The sequence below is a fragment of the Microbacterium sp. gxy059 genome (genome assembly GCF_050958665.1).
Classification (GTDB): Bacteria; Actinomycetota; Actinomycetes; order Actinomycetales; family Microbacteriaceae; genus Microbacterium.
Genome location: NZ_JAMXWT010000001.1, coordinates 117659 through 138034 on the forward strand (window position 1 = coordinate 117659; position 20376 = coordinate 138034).

General features: G+C 72.5%; 16 protein-coding genes. 6 read left to right on the forward strand and 10 right to left on the reverse strand.

The features are described from left to right. Nucleotides 1–17 precede the first annotated feature (17 nt). Nucleotides 18–776 carry a class II aldolase/adducin family protein gene (locus tag NHL53_RS00460; RefSeq protein WP_433774035.1) on the forward strand — a complete coding sequence of 253 codons (759 nt, stop codon included), beginning with the start codon at nt 18–20 and terminating at the stop codon, nt 774–776. Between the two features lie 178 nt (nt 777–954). On the opposite strand, the gene rhaI is transcribed toward NHL53_RS00460, so the two are convergent. After that, the gene (rhaI, locus tag NHL53_RS00465; protein WP_433774037.1) at nt 955–2118 is read right to left on the reverse strand and encodes an L-rhamnose isomerase; all 1164 of its coding nucleotides are present in this window, start codon (nt 2116–2118) and stop codon (nt 955–957) included. Nucleotides 2119–2172: 54 nt separating this feature from the next. Continuing rightward, nucleotides 2173–2523, reverse strand: a complete 351-nt coding sequence (locus NHL53_RS00470) for an L-rhamnose mutarotase (protein WP_433774039.1) — start codon at nt 2521–2523, stop codon at nt 2173–2175. 211 nt (nt 2524–2734) lie between these two features. Here NHL53_RS00470 and NHL53_RS00475 point away from each other — a divergent pair, with 211 nt between their 5' ends. Then, the gene (locus NHL53_RS00475) at nt 2735–3724 is read left to right on the forward strand and encodes a LacI family DNA-binding transcriptional regulator (RefSeq protein ID WP_433774040.1); all 990 of its coding nucleotides are present in this window, start codon (nt 2735–2737) and stop codon (nt 3722–3724) included. Between the two features lie 299 nt (nt 3725–4023). Here NHL53_RS00475 and NHL53_RS00480 read toward each other — a convergent pair whose 3' ends face one another. After that, complete coding sequence (locus NHL53_RS00480) at nt 4024–5316, reverse strand: MFS transporter (RefSeq protein WP_433774042.1); 1293 nt, start codon at nt 5314–5316, stop codon at nt 4024–4026. Nucleotides 5317–5841: 525 nt separating this feature from the next. Beyond that, nucleotides 5842–6714, reverse strand: a complete 873-nt coding sequence (locus NHL53_RS00485; RefSeq protein WP_433774044.1) for a PfkB family carbohydrate kinase — start codon at nt 6712–6714, stop codon at nt 5842–5844. A gap of 1090 nt (nt 6715–7804) precedes the next feature. On the opposite strand from NHL53_RS00485, the gene NHL53_RS00490 reads away from it, so the two are divergent. From NHL53_RS00490 to NHL53_RS00500, 3 genes are read left to right on the forward strand one after another with little or no spacing between them, the layout of a single operon-like run. Then, nucleotides 7805–8782 (forward strand): alpha/beta hydrolase, encoded by a 978-nt coding sequence (locus tag NHL53_RS00490; RefSeq protein ID WP_433774046.1) that lies wholly within the window; start codon nt 7805–7807, stop codon nt 8780–8782. Then, complete coding sequence (locus NHL53_RS00495) at nt 8779–10230, forward strand: alcohol acetyltransferase (protein ID WP_433774048.1); 1452 nt, start codon at nt 8779–8781, stop codon at nt 10228–10230. Before NHL53_RS00490 ends, NHL53_RS00495 begins: the two co-directional genes overlap by 4 nt. After that, nucleotides 10227–10889 carry a DUF6320 domain-containing protein gene (locus tag NHL53_RS00500; RefSeq protein WP_433774050.1) on the forward strand — a complete coding sequence of 221 codons (663 nt, stop codon included), beginning with the start codon at nt 10227–10229 and terminating at the stop codon, nt 10887–10889. The genes NHL53_RS00495 and NHL53_RS00500 overlap by 4 nt, the downstream gene beginning before the upstream one ends. 43 nt (nt 10890–10932) lie before the next feature. Here NHL53_RS00500 and NHL53_RS00505 read toward each other — a convergent pair whose 3' ends face one another. The 6 genes from NHL53_RS00505 to NHL53_RS00530 all read right to left on the reverse strand — a co-directional run bounded on the left by NHL53_RS00505 (nt 10933) and on the right by NHL53_RS00530 (nt 19460). Then, the gene (locus tag NHL53_RS00505) at nt 10933–12783 is read right to left on the reverse strand and encodes an ABC transporter ATP-binding protein (RefSeq protein ID WP_433774052.1); all 1851 of its coding nucleotides are present in this window, start codon (nt 12781–12783) and stop codon (nt 10933–10935) included. A gap of 1 nt (nt 12784) precedes the next feature. Beyond that, entirely contained in the window at nt 12785–13792 is a 1008-nt protein-coding gene (locus NHL53_RS00510; RefSeq protein ID WP_433774054.1) for a siderophore-interacting protein, read from the reverse strand. A gap of 892 nt (nt 13793–14684) precedes the next feature. Continuing rightward, entirely contained in the window at nt 14685–15878 is a 1194-nt protein-coding gene (gene rocD, locus NHL53_RS00515) for an ornithine--oxo-acid transaminase (protein ID WP_433774056.1), read from the reverse strand. After that, nucleotides 15875–16726: a dimethylargininase gene (ddaH, locus tag NHL53_RS00520; RefSeq protein WP_433774058.1), complete on the reverse strand. Its 852-nt coding sequence runs from the start codon at nt 16724–16726 to the stop codon at nt 15875–15877. Before ddaH ends, rocD begins: the two co-directional genes overlap by 4 nt. A gap of 164 nt (nt 16727–16890) precedes the next feature. Continuing rightward, the gene (locus tag NHL53_RS00525) at nt 16891–19035 is read right to left on the reverse strand and encodes a malate synthase G (RefSeq protein WP_433774060.1); all 2145 of its coding nucleotides are present in this window, start codon (nt 19033–19035) and stop codon (nt 16891–16893) included. Then, nucleotides 19032–19460: a GlcG/HbpS family heme-binding protein gene (locus NHL53_RS00530; protein ID WP_433774062.1), complete on the reverse strand. Its 429-nt coding sequence runs from the start codon at nt 19458–19460 to the stop codon at nt 19032–19034. The genes NHL53_RS00525 and NHL53_RS00530 overlap by 4 nt, the downstream gene beginning before the upstream one ends. A 67-nt stretch (nt 19461–19527) precedes the next feature. Between NHL53_RS00530 and NHL53_RS00535 the strand changes: the two genes are divergently transcribed. After that, nucleotides 19528–20268: an IclR family transcriptional regulator gene (locus tag NHL53_RS00535; RefSeq protein ID WP_433774064.1), complete on the forward strand. Its 741-nt coding sequence runs from the start codon at nt 19528–19530 to the stop codon at nt 20266–20268. Nucleotides 20269–20376: the final 108 nt, after the last annotated feature.

Genomic DNA, 20376 nt, shown 5'->3' on the forward strand with positions numbered 1-20376 from the left:
CGCCGATGGGTGCGCGGATGAGTCCCTGGCAGGTGAGCGCCGATCTGCTGGCGCTGACCCGATGGCTCGGCGAGCCGGAGCGGGATCTCGTGATCCTGTCCGAGGGCAACACCAGCGAGCAGGTGGGCGACGCGATCGTCGTGAAGGCGTCGGGGTCGTCGATGCGCACGGCGACGCCAGACGACTTCGTGACGGTCGACGTGGATCCCCTCGTCGCGCTGCTGCGGGATCCAGCGGCGACGCAGGACGATCTGACGCGCGCGCTGACCGCGGGCGAGGCGGAGGGGCGCCCCGTGCGGGCGTCGGTCGAGTCGCTCGTGCATGCCGCCGTGCGCGCCGTCGCGCCGATGCGGTTCGTCGCGCACACGCATCCGACCGACGCGGTCGCGCTGCTCGCCAGCCGGCAGGCCGCGACGGCGTTCGCGGAGCCCGTCTACACCGACGAGCTGCTCATCCTCGGGCGGCCGCTGTTCGTGCCCTACGCGCAGCCGGGCATCGAGCTGGGCCGGCTGTTCCTCGCGTCGCTCGAGATCCACGTGGCCGAGCACGGCGAGCCGCCGTCGCTCGTGCTGCTCGGCAACCACGGCATCGTCGCCCTCTCGCAGACGACCGAGGGAGCGGAGGCGGTCTCGCTCATGGCCGTCAAGAGCGCCCGCGTGCGCCTCGGCGCCCGCGCGGCGGGCGGCGTCGCCCCGCTCGGCGCGGACGCCACCGCGCACTACTTCGAGCGACCGGACTTCGCGGAGCGCCGCGCCCACCTCGCCGGGACGGAGTGACGGGGCGGGGCGCGGGCGGGCTCACGGATCGCGGGCCGCATCCGCCCGGCGCGGACGGACCGGGCGCCGAGCTCGCCCCTGACCCGAGCGTGTCTCGCTTTCTGCGGGAATGCCGGGCGCATTCCCGCAGAAAGCGAGACACGCAGGAGGGGGTCGGAGGCCCCCGGGGGAGATTTCTCTACGCGCCCCAGCCGGCCTGCTGGCCGCCCACGCGCTCGGCCTCGATCCTCTCCTGGTAGCCGGAATCGAGGAAGGCGCGCATCGGGTCGGCGGGGAGGCCGCGGCCCTCGCGCCACGCGGCGAGCGCCGGCCGCACGTCGGTCTGGAACGCGTCCATGAAGATCTGGTTCGCCGCGAGCACGTCGCCCGACACCTGCGCCTCGCGCAGAGCCCCGACGTCGACGGAGAGCGCACGCGCCGTCATCTCCTGCACGTTCAGCACGGAGCGGATCTGGCCGAGGATCTTGTTCTCGACGTTGTGGCACTGGTCGAGCATGAACTGCACGTCGGGGTTGTTGAGGCCCCCGCCGCGCACGACCTCGAAGAGGATGCGGAACAGCTGGAACGGATCCGCGGCCCCCACGATGAGGTCGTCGTCGGCGTAGAAGCGGCTGTTGAAGTCGAACGAGCCGAGCTTTCCGAGGCGCAGCAGCTGCATGACGATGAACTCGATGTTCGTGCCGGGCGCGTGGTGGCCCGTGTCGAGGCAGACGAGGGCCTTGCCGCCGAGCGCCGACACCTGCGCGTAGGAGGTGCCCCAGTCGGGGACGTCCGTGTGATAGAACGCCGGCTCGAAGAACTTGTACTCGAGCACGAGGCGCTGCTCATCGCCGAGCCCCGCATAGATCTCCTGCAGCGACTCGTGGAGGCGATCCTGCCTGCCGCGCATATCGGCCTGGCCCGGGTAGTTGGATCCTTCTGCGAGCCAGATCTTCAGGTCGCGCGACCCGGTCCGGTGCATGACGTCGATGCAGGCGAGGTGGTGATCGATCGCCTTGCGCCTCACCGCGGCGTCCTCGTGGGTGAGGGCGCCGAACTTGTAGTCGTCGTCCTGGAACGTGTTGGAGTTGACCGTGCCGAGCGAGACGCCCTCGTTCTCGGCGTGACGGCGCAGCTCGTCGAAGTCGCACATGTCCCACGGGATGTGCAGCGCCACCGTCGGCGCGAGGCCCGTGAGGCGATGCACCTGGGCGGCGTCGGAGATCTTCTCGAAGGGATCGCGGGGCGTGCCGGGCGTCGAGAACACCTTGAAGCGGGTTCCCGAATTGCCGAACGCCCACGAGGGCAGTTCGATGGCCTGCGTCTCGAGCTGATCGAGGATGGTCTGGTCGAGCGTGCTCACAGAGTCAGCGCCTTTCTTCTGGGGTCGCGGTCGTCGTCGGCCGCGCGGGCGGTGTCAGCCGCGCGATGCGGCCAGCTGCGTCTCGAGGTGGAAGACCTCGGGGAAGGTCTCGGCCGTCTGGTCGGCGCGGCCGTCCTGCGCGACGAAGAACGGCGCCATCTCCGCTTCCCAGCGCGCAGCGATCTCGCTCGCCGCGAGGTGGGCCTTCGACGCCTCGTCGTCATCGGTCTCGTAGACGCCGATGAGCTCGCCGTCGCCGAGGTGGAAGATCGAGTAGCACCGACGGCCGGACGCCGCGATCTCCCCGAGCATCTCGGGCCAGACGGGATCGTGGCGCCGCAGGTACTCATCCAGCTTCTCGGGCCGCACCCGCAGCCGGAACATCACGCGCTGCGGCGCGGTCATGTCGCCGCTCGTCATCGAGGCCTCCCCGGGAAGATATGAATCGTTTCATTATGACGCGCGATCCTGCCCGGCGCAAGAGGGGTCCCGCCTCCCGAGGCGACCCCGCGCCGAGCGGCGCCCGCGCCGGGGATCCCGACCGATCCGCACCCCTGATCGGACGGCGCCGAGGACCCCGCCGATAGGATCCCTGTGGGAGAACGGGAGGGCGCCGATGGCGATCAGCATCCGCGATGTCGCGCAGCGCGCGAGCGTGTCCGTCGGCACCGTGTCGAACGTGCTCAACCGCCCGACCTCCGTGTCATCCGCGACCGTCGAGCGGGTGCGCCGGGCGATCGACGAGCTCGGGTATGTGCGCAACGACGCGGCCCGTCAGCTGCGGGCGGGCAGCAGCTCGACCGTGGGCCTCGTGGTGCTCGACTCCGGGAACCCCTTCTTCGCCGACATCGCCCGCGGGGCGGAGCGCGCGGCGGCGGAGCGCGACCTGTCGGTGCTGCTCGGCAACAGCGACGAGCGTCACGACCGCGAGGACGCCTACCTCGCCCTCTTCGAGGAGCAGCGCGTGCGCGGCGTGCTCCTCTCCCCCGCCTCCGAGGACCTCGCGACCGCGCGCCGGCTCGACGACCACGGGATCCCCGTGGTGCTCGTCGACCGCACCGCGCCGGGATTCGCGTCGGTCTCGGTCGACGACGTGCGGGGCGGCGACATCGCCGCGTCCCACCTGCTCGAGAGGGGCAGCCGGCGCCTCGCCTTCGTCGGCGGCCCGACGGGCCTGCGCCAGGTCGACGACCGCTTCGCGGGCGCCCGACGGGCGACGGACCGGACCGAGGGCGCCTCGCTCGAGCGCCTGGAGACCGCGCAGCTCACCGTGCTCGCGGGGCGCGAGGTCGGCGCCGAGATCGCCGCGCGCGACGCCGGCGACCGTCCGGACGCGATCTTCGCCGCGAACGACCTCGTCGCCGTCGGCATCATGCAGGCGCTCGTGATGCTCGGGTCCGTCTCGATCCCCGACGACATCGCTCTCATCGGCTACGACGACATCGCCTTCGCCCAGTCGACGGTCGTGCCGCTCACCTCGATCCGTCAGCCGGCGCAGCTGATCGGGTCCACCGCGCTCGAGCTTCTCGACGCGCAGGACGACGACGAGCCGGCGGAGGTCCAGTTCGATCCCGAGCTCGTCGTGCGCGCCTCCACCGGAGGGTGACGCGCGAGGCCTGCGCCCCCGGACGCCCGCCAGGAGCGGATCCCTCCCCACCGGGGTCATGCGGGCGCCGCGGGATCCGCGGGCACCTGGCTCCGCGGGGCACCCATGTCTCACGTATGGCGGGCATCTCGCCGACATTCCCGCAGAGATCGAGACACGCACCGAACCACCAGCGCGCCACGTCCCGCTTCCAGCCGGAACGAGAGAGACTTCCCCGCCCTTCGCCGGACACGGGCCCACAGAACGCAGCCGCGCCCCGCCACCCGGAGGGATGACGGGACGCGGATCCGCGGGAGCGCTCAGACGCGCGCGGGCGCCCTCCTCCCGTAGCGCTCCTCCTCGATCTGCTCGAGCGTCTTGCCCTGCGTGTCGGGCGCCCAGATGGTGCCGACGAGCAGCGAGACCGCGAGGATCGCGATGAGGATCCCGCCCAGCGTCGGCAGCCCGAGGACCTCGAGCCAGACGGGGAAGCCGTAGCTGAGAACGCCCACCATGATCCGCGCGACGAAGAACAGGAACCCCTGGGCCGAGGCCCGGTACTGCGTCGCGAACAGCTCCGCGGTCCACAGCCCGTAGAACGCCTGCGCGCCGATGCCCGAGGCGAATCCCCACAGGATCGCGAATCCGAACAGCGTCGGGGTGCCGTTCGGCAGGTAGACGAGCACGATCCACCCCGCGATCCCGAGCGCGGCGCCGATGAAGAACAGCAGACGGCGCGACATGCGGTCGCCGAGCGCCATGAAGACGAACGTGCCGATGACGGTCATCGTCCAGAGGAAGGCCTGCAGGAAGTACTGCTGCGCCGCGTCATCGAGGCCGGAGGCGCGATAGACGTCGGGCATGAACATGCCCGCCTGCCCCGCCACGGTGTTCCAGAACGCGTACACGCCGACGAGGAACAGCAGCGCGAGCACGTTCTGTCGACGCCCGAGGAGCGCCTTGAACCCGCGTCCGGCGAGGGCCGCCGCCCCTTCGCGTCTGCGCTCCTCGTTGGTCCGCTTCCAGTTCTGCGACTCCTCGAGCCCGCGACGCACCCACCAGGTGATGGCCGCGACGACGAAGAGGTGCAGGAAGATGATGCGGGATCCGACGAGCTCCATCGGCGCGAGGATCGCGGCGAGGAGGAAGCCGATCGCCGGCCCCACCGACCAGGCGAGCTGCGCGGTGCCGACGTGCGCCGCGCGACGATCGCTGGGCGCCTCCTCCGCGATGTAGGTCCACGATGCGGGCACGCCCGCGCCGACGGCGATGCCCGTGATGATGAACGCGACGAGCAGCATCCACTGGTTCATCGCGAGCGCGGCGATGAGCACGCCGACCATGTAGAGCAGCAGGTCGTACGTGTAGATGAACTTGCGCCCGAAGCGGTCGCAGAGCGGTCCGCCGATGATGGCGCCGATCGCCGCGCCGAACGCGTTCGCGCTGAGCGCCGCCAGGATCCCCTGGAAGGCGCTGTCGAATCCGAACTCCTGCATCCAGAACACCATCGAGGTCGAGATCGCGATGATCGACCCCGACTCGATGTAGTTCGACATCGCGACCGCGATGGTCGCCTTCCATCCGGTCGTCTTCTTCGCGCCGATGCGCACCATATGCCGTCTCTTCTTCCTCGAATCCGGTCGGTCGCCCGGGCGGCTCTGCCGACGGGCTCCTGCGACGAGTCGCTATGAAACGATTCATCACGTCGCAGGAGAGAGTAGCCGCGCGCGTCGCCGACGTCAAAAATCGGCAGAAGACGGCCTCGGGACCGGAGGTCGCATGTCGAGGACGCGGCTCGGGGCAGCCAGGGCGGCGGGCCCGTGCGGGAAACCGACGCAGTGCGAGGACGACGGCCGGCCCCGGAACGAGGCGGAGATCCCTGCGGGGAGGACGATGTCGCGAGCCCTCTCACCCCGACGACGATCGGCATCAGCTGCGGGATCCCGGCGCGCCCGCTCGGCAGGATCGCAGGGCCGGGAGGCTCGCGGGCCGGCTGCGCGGATCAGGGGTCACGGGCGCGGATGCGGGATGCCTGCCCGCCGCACCGGCGAGTGACCACGAAAACCGCGAGTGACCAAGATATTTCGTGGTCACTCGCGGGTTTCGTGGTCACTCGAGGTGGAGGCCGGCCCCACCCGTCACGGCAGCTGGAGCAGCGCTCCCTCTCGGCGCACCGTCGCGGCGGCGATCGCGAGGGCGCGCTCGACCGCAGTCTCCCAGTCGGGCTCGTCCCGCTCGACGAGGGCCGCGATGAGCGCGGCGAAGACGGCGTCGCCCGCCCCCATCGTGTCGATCACGGGGCCGGGGAGGTCGGCGATGGGGCGATCCACGGATCCGCCGGCCGCGAGCAGCGACGCGCCGTCCGCGCCGCGGGTCGCGGCGACCGCGCGCACCCCCTGCGCGGCGAGGGCCGCGGCGAACGCGTCGAGGGATCCCTGCTCGAGCAGCTCCGCGTCGTCGTCGCCGACCTTCACCAGATCGGCGCCCGCCGTGAAGCGCGCGAATCCCTCGACGAACGCCGCGCGGTCGCTCATCATCCCCGAGCGGGGGTTCGGGTCCACCGCGAGGCGCACGCCCGCGAAGGCCCTGGCGAACTCGTCGACCTGCGCGGCACGGTCGAAGGCCACGCAGCTCACGGCGACGAGGTCGGCCTCCTCCACGGCGCGCAGCGCCTCGTCGTCGAAGGCGATGAGGCGCTCCCGCGCCGCGCGGTTGAACTCGTACTGCGGCTCGCCGTCCACCCGGGTGCTCACGGCGCGGGCGGTGCCGTGCGGGGCGGACGAGGCGAGCAGGCGCACGCCGTGCTCGGCGAGGTGCGCGCGGATCCGCTCCCCCGCCTCGTCGTCGCCGACCATCGCGATCAGCGTCGTCTCGTGCCCCAGCCGGGACAGGCCGACCGCCACGTTCAGCGCGGCGCCTCCCACGAACTCCCGCGTGCCCGCGTCATCGCGGATCTCGTCGATCAGTGCGTCGCCGACCACGACGAGCGTCGCGGAATCGTTCGTGCCCATGAGTGCTCCTCGTCTTCGGGTCTGACGACGAGAGTAGCGGCCCGCGCCGCCCACCCAGATCGCGGAGACGCACCCCGCGCGCCCCACCCGGGTCTCAGAAACGCATCCGAGACCGCACCGGATGGATCCTCTTCCCGCGCCCGAAGAAGACCCGCCCCGCCCCGGGTCGCAGAAACGCACCCGCCACACGGCTCCGCGGCACATCCCCGAGCATCTCGAAATCACGCGAACATCTCACCGACACCACCGATCCCGCAGTCTCCCGGCGCATTCCGAGACGCCCGGGGGCCGCGCCAGACGCCCCGCACCCCCAGGTCGCGGAAACGCACCGGAGACCACGCGCACGTCGCCCGCCCGAGACGACTGCTCACCCGCTCGGATCCATCTCCCGCACCCGGAAGAACACGCCCACCCGAGTCGCAGAACCGCCCCTCGCCGCCCCGCGGAAGAGCCGTTTCGCATACTCGGGCGCCGCAGCCCGTTCAAGTCGCAGAAACACACCCGAACCCGCACCAGATGGATCCGTTTCTCATCCCCCGGCGACGCCCGCCCCACCCGAGCCGCAGAAGCACATCGAGGATCACACCGAATCGAGCCGCTTCCCCTCCCCGAGCGATGCCCTCCGCGACCAGGTCGCAGAAACGCACCCTCGCCGCCCCGCCGAAGAGCCACCTCGCATACCCGGACGCCAAATCCCGCCCGGATCGCAGAAACGCACCCGAACCCACCCCGGATCGAGCCATTTCCCGCCCCCAGGCGACGCCCGCCCCGCCCGAGTCGCAGAAACGCACCCGCCCGGGGAGCGGAGCGGTGTCTCGGATCCGGGCGCTGGCTCGGGTCTGGCGGGCGAGCCAGCTCACTCGCCGAGCGACCGAGAAGCGCCGCCCGCACAGGCGCGCATCACCGTGCAGGGTGCGAGCGGGACCGCGCCCGGATCCGAGACGCCGCGCAGCGGGATCCGCATCGCAGAAGCGCACCGAGGATCACGCCCGATGGATCCGCTTCCCCTCCCTGGACGGCACCCTCCGCGCCCCGCATCCCGTCCGCCGACACGCCCGCCGGATCCCCGCGCACGCCATAGGCTCGGGGCATGGACGGTGGGCGAGGTCGACGGAAGCCGGTGAACCGCCTGGTGCGGGCCGTGCTGGGGCTGTTCGCCGCGCCGAACGTCAACATGCGCGAGGACTACGAGCGCGTGCGGCGCCTGCAGCGGCAGCTCGCGGCCCGCCCCACGCCCCGGTACCGGGCGTTCGACCGGGAGATCGTGTCGGAGGACGGATCGCACCGGATCCCCGTGCGGGTGTTCCAGCCGCGCGAGCAGCGACGCGACGACGTGCTGGTCTTCTTCCACGGCGGCGGCTGGGTCACCGGCGACATCGAGAGCTACACGCCCGCCTGCGCGGCGATGGCCGACCTCACCGGCTGCGTCGTCGCGTCCGTCGACTACCGCCTCGCGCCCGAGCACCCGTTCCCCGCGGGGCTCGACGACTGCACGCGCGTGGCGCGGCTCGTGCTCGAGGATCCGCAGCTCGCGGAGGTCGACAGCGTCGACCGGATCGTGCTCGTCGGCGATTCGGCGGGCGGCAACCTCGCCGCCGCGGTCTCGCTGCGGCTCGCCGCGGAGGGGCACGCGCTGCCGCGGCGCCAGATCCTCCTCTATCCCGTCACCCACTGGGATCACGACCCCGCGACCTCCCCGTTCGCCTCGGTCCGCACGCAGGGCGACGAGTATCGGCTGAGGAACACCGAGGTGCAGGACTACATGGAGCTGTACGTGCCGGATTCGGAGAAGCGGAGGGATCCGCTCGTCTCGCCGCTGGCGGCGACGGATCTCGCGGGCCAGCCGACGACCCTGCTCATCTCCGCCGAGCTCGACCTGCTGTGCGACGAGGGCGAGGCTTACGGTCGCGCTCTCGAGGAGGCCGGGGTCGACGTGACGGTGCACCGCGTGGACGGCGCCCTGCACGGATTCATCTCGCTGCCGCGCTTCGCCCGGCCCCTCCGCGAGGCCTACGAGGTGATCGACGCGTTCCTCGACGCCACCGACCCCGCAGGGGAGGCCGCATGACCCGGCCGGCGTGGGTGCGGCTCGACAACGCGTCGAACATCTTCCTCGCCGCCCGCAGCGACGTGGATCCGAAGGTGTTCCGCGTCAGCGCCGAGATGGATCACGACGTCGACCCCGCCCTGCTGCAGCGCGCGCTCGACAGGACCTACGACGCCTACCCGCTCTATCACGCGGTGCTGCGCCGGGGGGTGTTCTGGTACTACCTGCAGGAGAGCGATCTGCGCCCGCGCGTCGAGCCGGAGCGGCAGCACACGTGCGCCCCGATCTACCAGGCCGACCGCCGCACCCTCCTGTTCCGCGTGCTGCACCACCGGCGCCGCATCGTGCTCGAGATCTTCCACGCGCTCTCCGACGGCACCGGCGCCCTGTGGTTCCTCACCGACCTCGTCACGGCCTACGTGCGCCTGCGGGAATCCGACGGATCCGAGCCGGTCGACGACCTCACGGGGGCCGTCGTGGCGCCCTTCGATCCCGGTCAGCCGGAGGCCAGGCGGCCCGCCCACGAGCGGGAGATCGCCGAGGCGGATCCCGGCAACGCCCTCACCGGCGACAGCTTCGCGCACTACTTCCGGCGCCGTCGCAGCCGACCGCGGGCGGATCCCGGGCCGCACCCGGACCCGCCCGCCTCGCCCCTCGCGGGGGGCGGGGATCCCGCGCCCGACGCTCCCCGGGGTCTCGCGCGGCTCGTGGGCGCCTCGACCGCGAAGGCGCACCGGGTGCGGGGCACCCGCACGCCCGACCATCGCACGCGCGCGATCGAGCTGACGATGCCCGCCGCGGACGCTCTCGCGCTCGCGCGCGAGGAGGGCGTGACGCTCACGATGTACCTCACGGCGCTGTTCTTCGAATCGATCCGCCTGTCGTCCGGCGGGCTCGGTCGCCAGCGCACGCTCGCCGCGTCGGTCCCCGTGAACCTGCGGCAGTTCTTCCCCTCGACCTCCGCGCGCAACTTCTTCGCGACGGTGCGCGTCGAGCACACCTACGGCCAGGGCGACGACGATCTCGGCGCCATCTGCCGCAGCCTCGACGCGCAGTTCCGTCCGCAGGCGACGCCCGAGTCGCTCGAGCGGAAGCTGCGCCGGTTCATCCGGTTCGAGCGGATGATCGCGCTGCGCATCGTGCCGCGCCCCCTGAAGGACCTCTTCCTCGGCTGGTTCAATCTCGCGAGCAACCGGGGCCTCACCGTCGCGGTCTCGAACCTCGGCCGGGTGACGCTGCCGGAGTCGGTCGACCCGCACGTGGGGCGCATGATGTTCCACGTCTCGGCCGTGCGGCCGCAGTTCTGCGCCATGTCGCACGCCGGGAAGCTCACGGTGAGCTTCACGTCGCCGTTCGTCGAGACGGATCACGTGCGCGAGTTCGCGCGGCTGCTCACGGCGCGCGGCGTCGAGGTCGACGTCGCCGCCGCGCGCGTGACGGAGGAGGAGATCGAGGAGGCCCTGTCATGAGGCGCTGCCCCGACTGCGCGGTCGGCATCGAGGGGTCCTGGTCGCGCTGCCCGCTGTGCGGGTCCGCCGCGGCGGGGGATCCGTCTCCCGATCCCCTGCCCGCCGTGCCCCTGTCGTTCTCGCGCCGGCGCGTGCTGCGGATCCTGTTCCTCGTGTCGCTCGCCGTGATCGCGGCGTCGTTCCTCGCGCAGCTGCTGCTGCAGCCGAGCGAGACGGCGCTCGTGGCGCTGCGCTCCGTGTGGCTCGGCGTCACGGCGCTGTGGCTCGTGGTGCTGATGGCGGTGCGCAAGCGCCGCAACGCGGCGAAGGGCAACCTGTACCTCGTGGTGCTCGTCGGCCTCGTCTGCGTGTACGGCGACTACCTCACGGGGTGGCACGGCTGGGCGCTCGACTACGCGGTGCCGATCGCCTGCGCGACGTCGATCATCGCGACCCTCATCGTCGTGCGCGTGCTGCGCATCGACGTCGGCGACCACATCGTCTACAGCCTCCTCACCGCGCTGCTGGCGGTCGTCCCCCTGCTGTTCGCGCTGCTCGGGTGGGTGACGGATCCGCTGCCCTCGGTGCTCTGCGCGGCGCTCGGCCTCGTCGCGCTCGGGGTGCAGCTGGCGCGGATCCGCGACGTGCGCCACGAGCTGGCGAAGCGGCTGCACCTGTAGGGACGCCGGTGCCGCGCCTTCCCGGTCCCCCGACCGGGGCGGCTCACTCCCGCGAGCCCGCCTCCCAGGCGCGCGAGAGCCGGGCATAGGTGCCGCCCGAGGCGACCAGCTCGTCGTGCGCGCCCTCCTCGAGGATCCTGCCGCCGTCCATCACGACGACCCTGTCGCACTCCCGCGCCTGCGACAGGCGGTGCGCGATGACGATCCCCGTGCGCCCCGCGAGCGCGGCGTCGGCCGCCCGGTCGAGCAGGCCGGCGTGCGTCGACCCGGCCTCGGCCGTGGCCTCGTCGAGGATCGCCAGGTCGGGGCCCGAGAGCACGATCCGCGCCAGCGCGACCTGCTGCGCCTGCGCGGCGGTCAGCTCGTGCCTGCCGATGCCCAGATCGGTGTCGAGGCCGTCGGGCAGCATCTCGACGAGGGCTCCCGCTCCCGTCTGCGCCAGCGCGTCGTGCACCTCGTCGTCGCTCGCGTCGGGAGCGGCGAGGGTGAGGTTGTCGCGCAGCGTTCCGGCGAAGACGTGGGACTCCTGCGTGATCACGGCGATGCGCTCCGGCCCCGCCACCGCGCCGCTCTCGGGGCGCTGGATGCCGGCGACGACGCCCGCGAGGGTCGTCTTGCCGGCGCCGCTGGCGCCGACGACGGCGACCCTCTCTCCGCGCTCCACTGCGAACGACACGTTGTCGAGAGCCAGCTGATCGGCGCCGTCGTAGCGGTGCGTCACCGACTCGACGTGCACCGCGAGCGCGGGATCCTCCGGGCGCTCCGTCACGGCGGGAGGCACCGCGGGCATCACGATGACGCCGACCATGCGGCTCAGCGAGGCGAGCACCGACTGGATGACGTCGAACACCTGCATCAGCTGGCCGATCGGCCCGAAGAGGCGCAGGAACAGCAGCATCGCGGTCGTCGCGGCGCCGACGGTCGAGTGGCCGCCGCCGATCAGCCAGAAGCCGGCGACGAGGATCCCCGCCATCCCGACGCACTCCGCGAGGTTGAGACGGCCGCCGAACATGTTCTGCACCGTGTTCGCCCGCATCGAATGGGGCACGACCCGCCACGAGGCGTCGAGTACGCGGCGGTGGCGGCGCGGGGCGAGGTCGAGGCCGATGACGGTCGCGTACCCGCGCTGCGACTCGACGAGCTGCTGCGCCCGTCCGCTCATCGCGGCGCGCTCGGCGCGGTAGACGCGGGGCCCCGTGCCCAGGTACCAGCGCAGGGTGACGGCGTAGAGGGGGATGAGGATCGCCAGAGCGAGCCCGTACCAGGGATCCAAGGCGGTCACGCCGGCGAGGGTCACGACGATGGCGAACAGGACGGTCGTGAAGGCGGGGATGATCTGAGGTGCGGCGTCCGCGACCTCGGCGACGGGGAAGACCGCGAGCCCCACCGCCGCGGTCCGCCTCACGTCGTCGGTCATGAGAGAGACGACGCTGCCCGTCGGCCGCGCGCCCCCCGGGCCGTCGACGTGCAGCGCGGCCAGGGAGAGGCTCGCGCGCAGCCGGTGCTGCACGAGCTCCGTCGCGAGCGTCATCAGCCGCGAGGCGAACCGGTACGACAGCGACAGCATCAGGAACACGCCCGCGAGCGCGGCCAGCCACAGGGCGAGCTGCGCCGCGTCGCCGGTGGCCAGGGCACGGTCGATCGCGACGCCCATCACCACGGGCACCAGCGCCTCGCCCACCTGCCACCCGATCCCGAGGGCCGCGGCGGGAACGACCAGCGGCCACTCCGAGAGGATCACCCGCAGCAGGAACCGGGCCGGCGTGGTCCGCTCGTCGACGCGGCACGGCTTCGCCGCCGGGGGTTCGGCGGGGCCCTGGCCGAGGACGGGCAGCCAGCGGGTCAGCGGCCCCCGGCCGAGCCGCGCGGGGTCGGCCGCGATGCCGGAACCCACGTCAGCCCTCGGCCTTGCCGATCCGCCAGTACCCCATGAAGGCCACCTGCGTGCGATCCACCCCGACCTCGCGCACGAGGTAGCGCCGCAGCTCCTTGACGACACCCGCCTCGCCGGCGATCCAGGCGTAGAAGGGGCGGTCCTCCTGCCCCACCTCGGCCCCGCTGCCCTGGGCGGACTGCGTCAGCGCCTGCGGAACGTCCCAGAGGATCCGGGAGTCGACGTCGATCTCCTCGTACTCCTGCCCGGCGCCGACGACCGCGCCGCCCAGCGCATCCCGCTCGGCGCGCACGGCGTCGCGGACCGCGGGGGCCAGCAGCTCCCCGACCCCCTTCTCCCCGCGCGGCAGCCAGACCACCTCGATGCCCGCGGGCGCGACGAGGTCGAGCTCGTCCGCCGCGGAGGGGACCTCCATGACGGCCCGCCCGCGAACTCCGCCGTCGGAGCGGGACGGATCCGCCTCCGCCAGGTGGTCGAGGATCGACGCGATCGCCGGGACGGCGGTCTCGTCGCCCACGAGCAGCAGCTCGCGCGCGTTCCCGTGGCCGAACTCGATGCCGGACCTGTTCGGTTCCCCGAGGCGGGAGGGACCGACGACGTGCAGCCTGCTCCCGATGCGCGCGTTCACAGCCCACTGCGCGGCGGGGCCGCTCGTGCCGTCCTCCTCGACGTGCAGGACCATGTCCACGACGAGCTCGCGCTCGGCGTCGCGCCAGTCGCGGACCGTGTAGGTGCGCATCGATCCGCGGACGTCCTCGTCGACCTGCAGCCAGGCCTGATACCAGGACACCCCCGCCTCCGCCTGCTCGGCGAAGAACGCGGGAAGGTCGAACAGCGGGTCGCCGCCCCGCGGCGGGATGATCAGCTTGAACCGCCGATCCAGCGGGTGCTCGTGCAGACCGAAGTCCCGCATCCCCTCCCCGCCCAGCACGATGCGGCGGAAGGTCGGGCTGAGATCCTCGATCGCGACGACCTCGGCCTCGAAGACGCTGGGGATGGGGCGTGGCATGCATTCTCCTTGCACATCTCTGAGGGGTGCGACCAGGCGTGCCCGGCCCTCCCGTCTCCTGAGCGATCCTCGGCGGCCTCGAGCGCGCCGTACCTCGCCCGACGCGAACGCGGCCGGGAGGCTCGGGATGTGCGGCGCTCCCCGCGGATCCCGATCTATCGCAGTAAGGGTACCCTCATTTCCGCGAGGGCGGCCTGCCGGACCGATGCGGTGCACGCGACGGCCGAAATCGATCGACGTCACCGGAGTCACACCCCCGAGACTCTGATTCGACGGACCATGTCTCACGAACCGCGGGAAACGGGATCCGATACCCGCCGAACGCGAGACATGCACCGGGCGCGCGGCGAGGCATGTCTCACTCAGCGCGGGAAAGAGCGCCCCGCACCCGCCGAACGCGAGACATGCCCTTACCCGCGCTCCGGGTTCGGGCTCCACAGCCCGAACGAGACGCCGGTCGGATCCCGGAACACCGCGAACCAGCGGTCGTCGCCGCCGAGGGCGACACGGTGCCGCTCCACCACGCCGCCGAGCGCGACGACGCGTTCTCATGACGCCTCGAGATCCGAGGTCGCGAGATACAGGCGCCCCCGACGGCGGTGCCGCGGCATGATCCGACCGCTGCAGACCACCGACATCCTGCCCGTCGCTCCGGATGACCCAGTAGTCCGCTCCCAGAGCCGTATCCGCGAATGCCGCCGTGAAGGACCAGCTCGAGAACGCCGCATGGAACCGCTGGAAGCGCGCCGGATCCGGCGTCTCGCTCTCCCACCACACGATTCCCGTCATGCGGTCACCCTACGGGGGCGCGGAGGCGCCGCCAGCGGACCCGTCCACGGAAGGGACGCGTGCGCCCCGCCGCTCTCGCGACGGGGCGCACGCGGGGTGCCGGTCAGTGCGCGGAGAGCGCGCGCTCCAGCTGCTCGATGGCCCAGTCGATCTCCGTCGCGCGGATCGTGAGCGGCGGGGCGAAGCGGATCGTCTGCCCGTGGGTGTCCTTCGCGAGCACCCCGAGGGCGCGCAGGCGCTCCGTGACCTCGCGGCCCGTGCCCGCCTCCGGGTCGACGTCGATGCCCGCCCAGAGCCCCGCGACGCGCACGGCCGTGACACCGTGGCCGACGAGGCCGTCGAGCTTCTGCGCGAGGTGGCCGCCCAGCAGGGCGGCCCGCTCCTGCCACTCGCCCGTCGCGAGCAGGTCGACGACCGCGTGGCCCACCGCGGCGGCGAGCGGGTTGCCGCCGAACGTGGATCCGTGCTCGCCGGGACGCAGCACACCCAGCACGTCCTCGTCGGCGACGACCGCCGACACCGGGACGATGCCGCCGCCGAGCGCCTTGCCGAGCAGGTACATGTCGGGGACGACGCCCTCGCGGTCGCACGCGAACGTGCGGCCCACGCGGCCGAGGCCCGACTGGATCTCGTCGGCGATCATGAGCACGCCGCGCTCGCGCGTGATCTCGCGCACGCGCCGCAGGTATCCCTCGGGCGGGATGATGACGCCCGCCTCGCCCTGGATCGGCTCGATGAGCACGGCGGCTGTGTCGTCGTCGATCGCCTCCGCGATCGCGTCGGCGTCGCCGAACGGCACCGAGACGAAGCCGGGCGCGAACGGGCCGAATCCCTCTCGCGCGTCGGGGTCGTCGCTGAAGCTCACGATCGTCGTCGTGCGCCCGTGGAAGTTGCCGTGGGCGACGACGATCTTCGCGCGCGCGTCGGCGATGCCCTTCACGCGGTAGCCCCAGGCGCGCGCCACCTTGATGCCCGACTCGACGGCCTCGGCGCCCGTGTTCATCGGCAGCACCATCTGCTTGCCGCACAGCTCGGCGAGCGCGGCCGCGAACGGCTCGAGGCGGTCACTGCGGAACGCGCGGCTCGTGAGGGTCACACGGCCCAGCTGATCCACCGCGGCGCGCACGAGCTCGGGGTTGCGGTGCCCGAAGTTCAGCGCCGAGTAGCCGGCGAGCATGTCGAGGTAGCGGCGCCCCTCCTCGTCGGACACCCAGGCGCCGTCGGCCGTGGCGATCGTGATGTCGAGCGGCGCGTAGTTGCGCGCGACGTGGGGCTCGGGGGTGGTCTGGTCGGTCATCGCTCTCCTCCTCGCAGCTCGAGGGTGCAGCACTTGATGCCGCCGCCGCCCAGCAGCAGCTCGGACAGGTCGACGAGCTGCGGCGTGTAGCCGCGCTCGCGCAGCTGGGCCTCGAACCCGGTGGCGCGCGGCGAGATGAACACGTTCTCGCCGTCGGAGGCCGAGTTGAGGCCGAAGACGGCGCCGTCGGCGTCGGCGACGCGGATCGCGTCGGGGAAGCGCCGCTCGAGCTCGGCGCGGCTGGCGTCGTCGAACGCGCCCGGGAGGTACGCGATGGTGGGCGTCTCGCCAGGGGCGACGACGGGATCCAGCACGCTCAGGGCCGTGTCGAGGTGGTAGAACCGGGGATCCACGAGGGTCAGCGACACGACCTCGCGATCGAAGACGCGCGCGATCTCGCGGTGGCTGTCGTCGGCCGAGCGGAAGCCGCGGCCGGCGAGGATCACGTCGCCGGCGAGGAGGAAGTCGCCCTCGCCCTCGTTCGTGTGCTCGGGCTCGACGACGCGGAATCCGTTCTCGCGGAACCAGCGGGAGAAGTGCTGCTCCTCGCCCTGGCGCTCCGCGTAGCGGAACCGCGGCACGTAGGCGACGCCATCGATGACGAAGCCGCCGTTGGCCGTGTAGACCATGTCGGGCAGGCCCGGCTGCGGGTCGATCAGCTCGATCTCGTGGCCGAGCGCGATGTACGCCTCGTACAGGCTCTGCCACTGGCGCACCGCCAGCGCGGTGTCGGTGGGCTTCGCGGGCTCCATCCACGGATTGATGGAGTAGGAGACCGTGAAGTGCTCGGGGCGGCACATGAGATAGCGGCGGGACTGCCGCGTGCGCGCGGGGGTGAGCGGGGACATGAGACGCTCCTCGTCGTGAAACGGGCGGCGGACGCTGTCCTGGGGCCCGCCGGAGCGACCTAACGCCTGCGGTCGAGCACGCCGAGATCATTCTGACACGCGCCTCCGACAGCCGACCGGATCCGGCGTCCGCGGATCCCCGTGGCAGCCCGCGTCCGCGCCCCTCAGCCGCGCGCCTTCGCCTCCCGACGGAGCGCGTGCAGGATCGGCTCGGTGTAGCCGTTCGGCTGCGCGCCGCCCTCGAGGATCAGGCGGCGGGCCGCCGCGTAGGCGATGCCGGGCTCGGATCCGTCCGCGAACGCGAGCGGCCGGTAGGACCCGTCGCCGGCGTTCTGCTCGTCGACGACCGCGGCGAGGCGGCGCAGGGAGGCGTCCACCTGCTCGAGGGTGATGACGCCGTGCTCGAGCCAGTTCGCGAGCAGCTGGCTCGAGATGCGCAGCGTCGCCCGGTCCTCCATGAGCGCGACCCCGTGGATGTCCGGCACCTTCGAGCAGCCGATGCCCTGGTCGATCCACCGCACGACGTATCCGAGGATCGACTGCACGCTGTCGTCGAGCTCCGTCGCGACCACCTCGGGGCTCAGCGACCCGGGCTCGGCCAGCGGGATCGTCAGCAGCTCGTCGAGGCTCCCCGGGTCGAAGGGAGGCAGCCCGCCGCGCTCGGCGAACGGATCCACCCGGTGATAGTGCAGCGCGTGCAGCGTCGCGGCGGTCGGCGACGGCACCCACGCGGTCGAGGCGCCGGAGCGCGGGTGCGCGATCTTCTGCTCGATCATGTCGTGCATGAGGTCGGGCATCGCCCACATGCCCTTGCCGATCTGCGCGCGTCCGTCGAGCCCCGCGGCGACGCCGATCGCGACGTTGCGCTGCTCGTAGGCGCGCATGAACGCATCCGCCTTGATGACGGCCTTCGGCGCGAACGGCCCGGCGAGGCGGGAGGTGTGGATCTCGTCGCCCGTGCGATCGAGGAAACCCGTGTTGATGAAGACGACCCGGTCGGAGGCCGCCGCGATGCAGGCGGCGAGGTTCGCGGAGGTGCGGCGCTCCTCGTCCATGATGCCGACCTTGATGGTGCGCTCGTCGAGGCCGAGCAGCCGCTCGACGCGCGAGAACAGGTCGACCGCGAAGGCGACCTCGTCGGGGCCGTGCATCTTCGGCTTCACGATGTACATCGACCCGGTGCGCGTGTTGCCGCCCGGCCGCTCGGCCAGGAAGCCGAGCGCCGTCATGATCGCGTCGAGGATCCCCTCGAACACGTCCGCGCCGTCGCGGTCGAGGACGGCGTCGGTCTTCATGAGATGGCCGACGTTGCGCACGAACAGGGTGGATCGCCCGGGCAGCGTGAGCGTGCCGCCGTCGGCGCGCTCGTAGCGGCGATCGTCGGCGAGCACGCGGGTGAACGTGCGGCCGCCCTTGGCGACCTCCTCCGACAGCGTGCCGTCGAGCAGGCCGCGCCAGTTGCGATAGCCGAGCGCCTTGTCGTCGGCGTCGACGGCCGCGACGGAGTCCTCGAGGTCCATGATCGTCGTGACCGCCGACTCGAGCACGATGTCCTGGACGCCCGCGGCATCGGTGCGGCCGATGACGCCGTCGCGGTCGATGACGATCTCGGCGTGCAGCCCGCCGTGTCGCAGCAGGATCGTCGCGGGCGCGTCCGGGGATCCCGTGAACCCGGCGAACGCCGAGGGGTCGGCGAGCGCCTCCCCTCCCGCGGCGAGCGCGCCGTCGACCACGCGATAGTCGCTCACGTCCGCGTGCGATCCCTCCGCGAGCGGAGCGATCTCGTCGAGCAGACGACGCCCGAAGGCGATCACCTCCGCACCGCGGCGCGGGTTGTAGGCGTCTCCCGGCGCGAGGTCGCCGCCGGTCGGGATCGCGTCGGTGCCGTAGAGGGCGTCGTAGAGGGATCCCCACCGCGCGTTCGCGGCGTTGAGCGCGAAGCGCGCGTTGAGCAGCGGCACGACGAGCTGCGGACCGGCCGTCGTCGCGATCTCCGGATCCACGTTCTCGGTCGTCGCCCGCACCTCTCCGGGATCCGGAGCGAGGTAGCCGATCTCGGCGAGGAGCTCGCGGTACGCCGCCGGATCGACCGGGCCGCTCCGGGCGCGGTGGAAGGCGTCGATCCGCTCCTGCAGCGCGTCGCGGACGCGCAGCAGCTCGGCGTTCCGCGGGCCGAGGTCGTGGACGATGCCGCTGACGCCCTGCCAGAAGGCGTCGGCATCGCGGCCGACCGTCGCCAGCGTCTCCTCGGCGAAGGCGGCGATCGGCTCGGCGACCCGCAGATCCGCCCGCGCCACGTAGGCGGTCATCGGTCGATCCCCGTCGTGTCGGCGAGGCGCTCGAGCACCTCGGCGGCGATCTCGGCGTCCTGCGCGGGGGTGCCGCCGGCGACGCCGAGCCCGCCGATGTGGTGCCCGTCGGCGGCGATCGGGAAGCCGCCGTCGATCGTCGTCAGCTGGTTGCCCGATCCGAGCGGCAGGGCGGTGGCGAGCGCCTCGGGGATCTGCGCCGTGCGCTTGCGCGTCGACGCCGCGGTCTGGGCCTTGCGCCGGCTCGTCTCGGCGCTGTGCGGGGTCGCGCCGTCCGATCGGCCGAAGGCGACGAGCGCCATCGACGGGTCGGCGACCGCGGCGACGGTCGCGACCCCGTCGCGCTCGCCGATCTCGACGGCGAGGGCGACGGCGCGAGCGGCGGCCGCGTACGTGATCACGGGAACGGTGCGGTACATGGTCATCCTCCGGAGTCGTGGCGAGCGCGCCCCACGCTAGGCTCCTCTCCACGATTCGGAGCAGGAGTTTCACATGATGGAATCATCGGGATCCGGTGTGCAGTCCGTCGAGCGCGCCTTCGCCCTGCTGGAGGCGCTCGCGGAAGAGGGCGGGGACGCGAGCCTCGCGTCGCTCGCCGCCGCGACGGGGCTCGCCGTGCCGACGGCCCACCGCCTGCTGCGCACGATGCGGAGCCTCGGCTACGTCGAGCAGGCGGAGGGACGGCGATACGCCCTCGGTCCCGGGCTCATCGGGCTGGGCCGACACGCGGCGCCCCCGCTCGCCGTCGACGCCGCGCCCCTGCTGCAGCACCTGGAGGAGCTGTTCCACGAGACCGCCAACCTCGCGGTGCTCGACGGCGACCTCGTGCTCTACGTCGCCCAGGTCGCGTCGCGGCACCGCATGCGGATGTTCACCGAGGTCGGCCGGCGGGTGCTGCCCCACTCGGCCGGCGTCGGCAAGGCGATGCTCTCGACGATGCCGGAGCCGCGCGTGCGCGATCTCGTCGCGCGCACCGGCCTGCCGCGCTTCACCGACTCGACGCTCGTGACCGAGGAGGATCTCGTCGCCGACCTGCGCGTGTCCCGCCGACGCGGCTTCGCCGCTGACGACAGCGAGCAGGAGGTCGGCGTGCGCTGCATCGCCGTCGCCGTCCCCGGCCAGGCCCCACCCGCGGCGATGTCGATCTCGGGCCCGGCGGCCCGCATCACCGACCGGGTAGTGCCCGACGTCGTCGATGCGCTCCAGAGCGCGGCCGCGCGCCTCGCCGGGTGAGCGGGCCCCTTCCGATGCACGACGACGCCATGACTCGGCCGATCCGCGCGACGCGCCGCCAGAACGGGCCCCGCGGCCGAGGATCGGCGTCGTCGTGCCCCCGCGCCG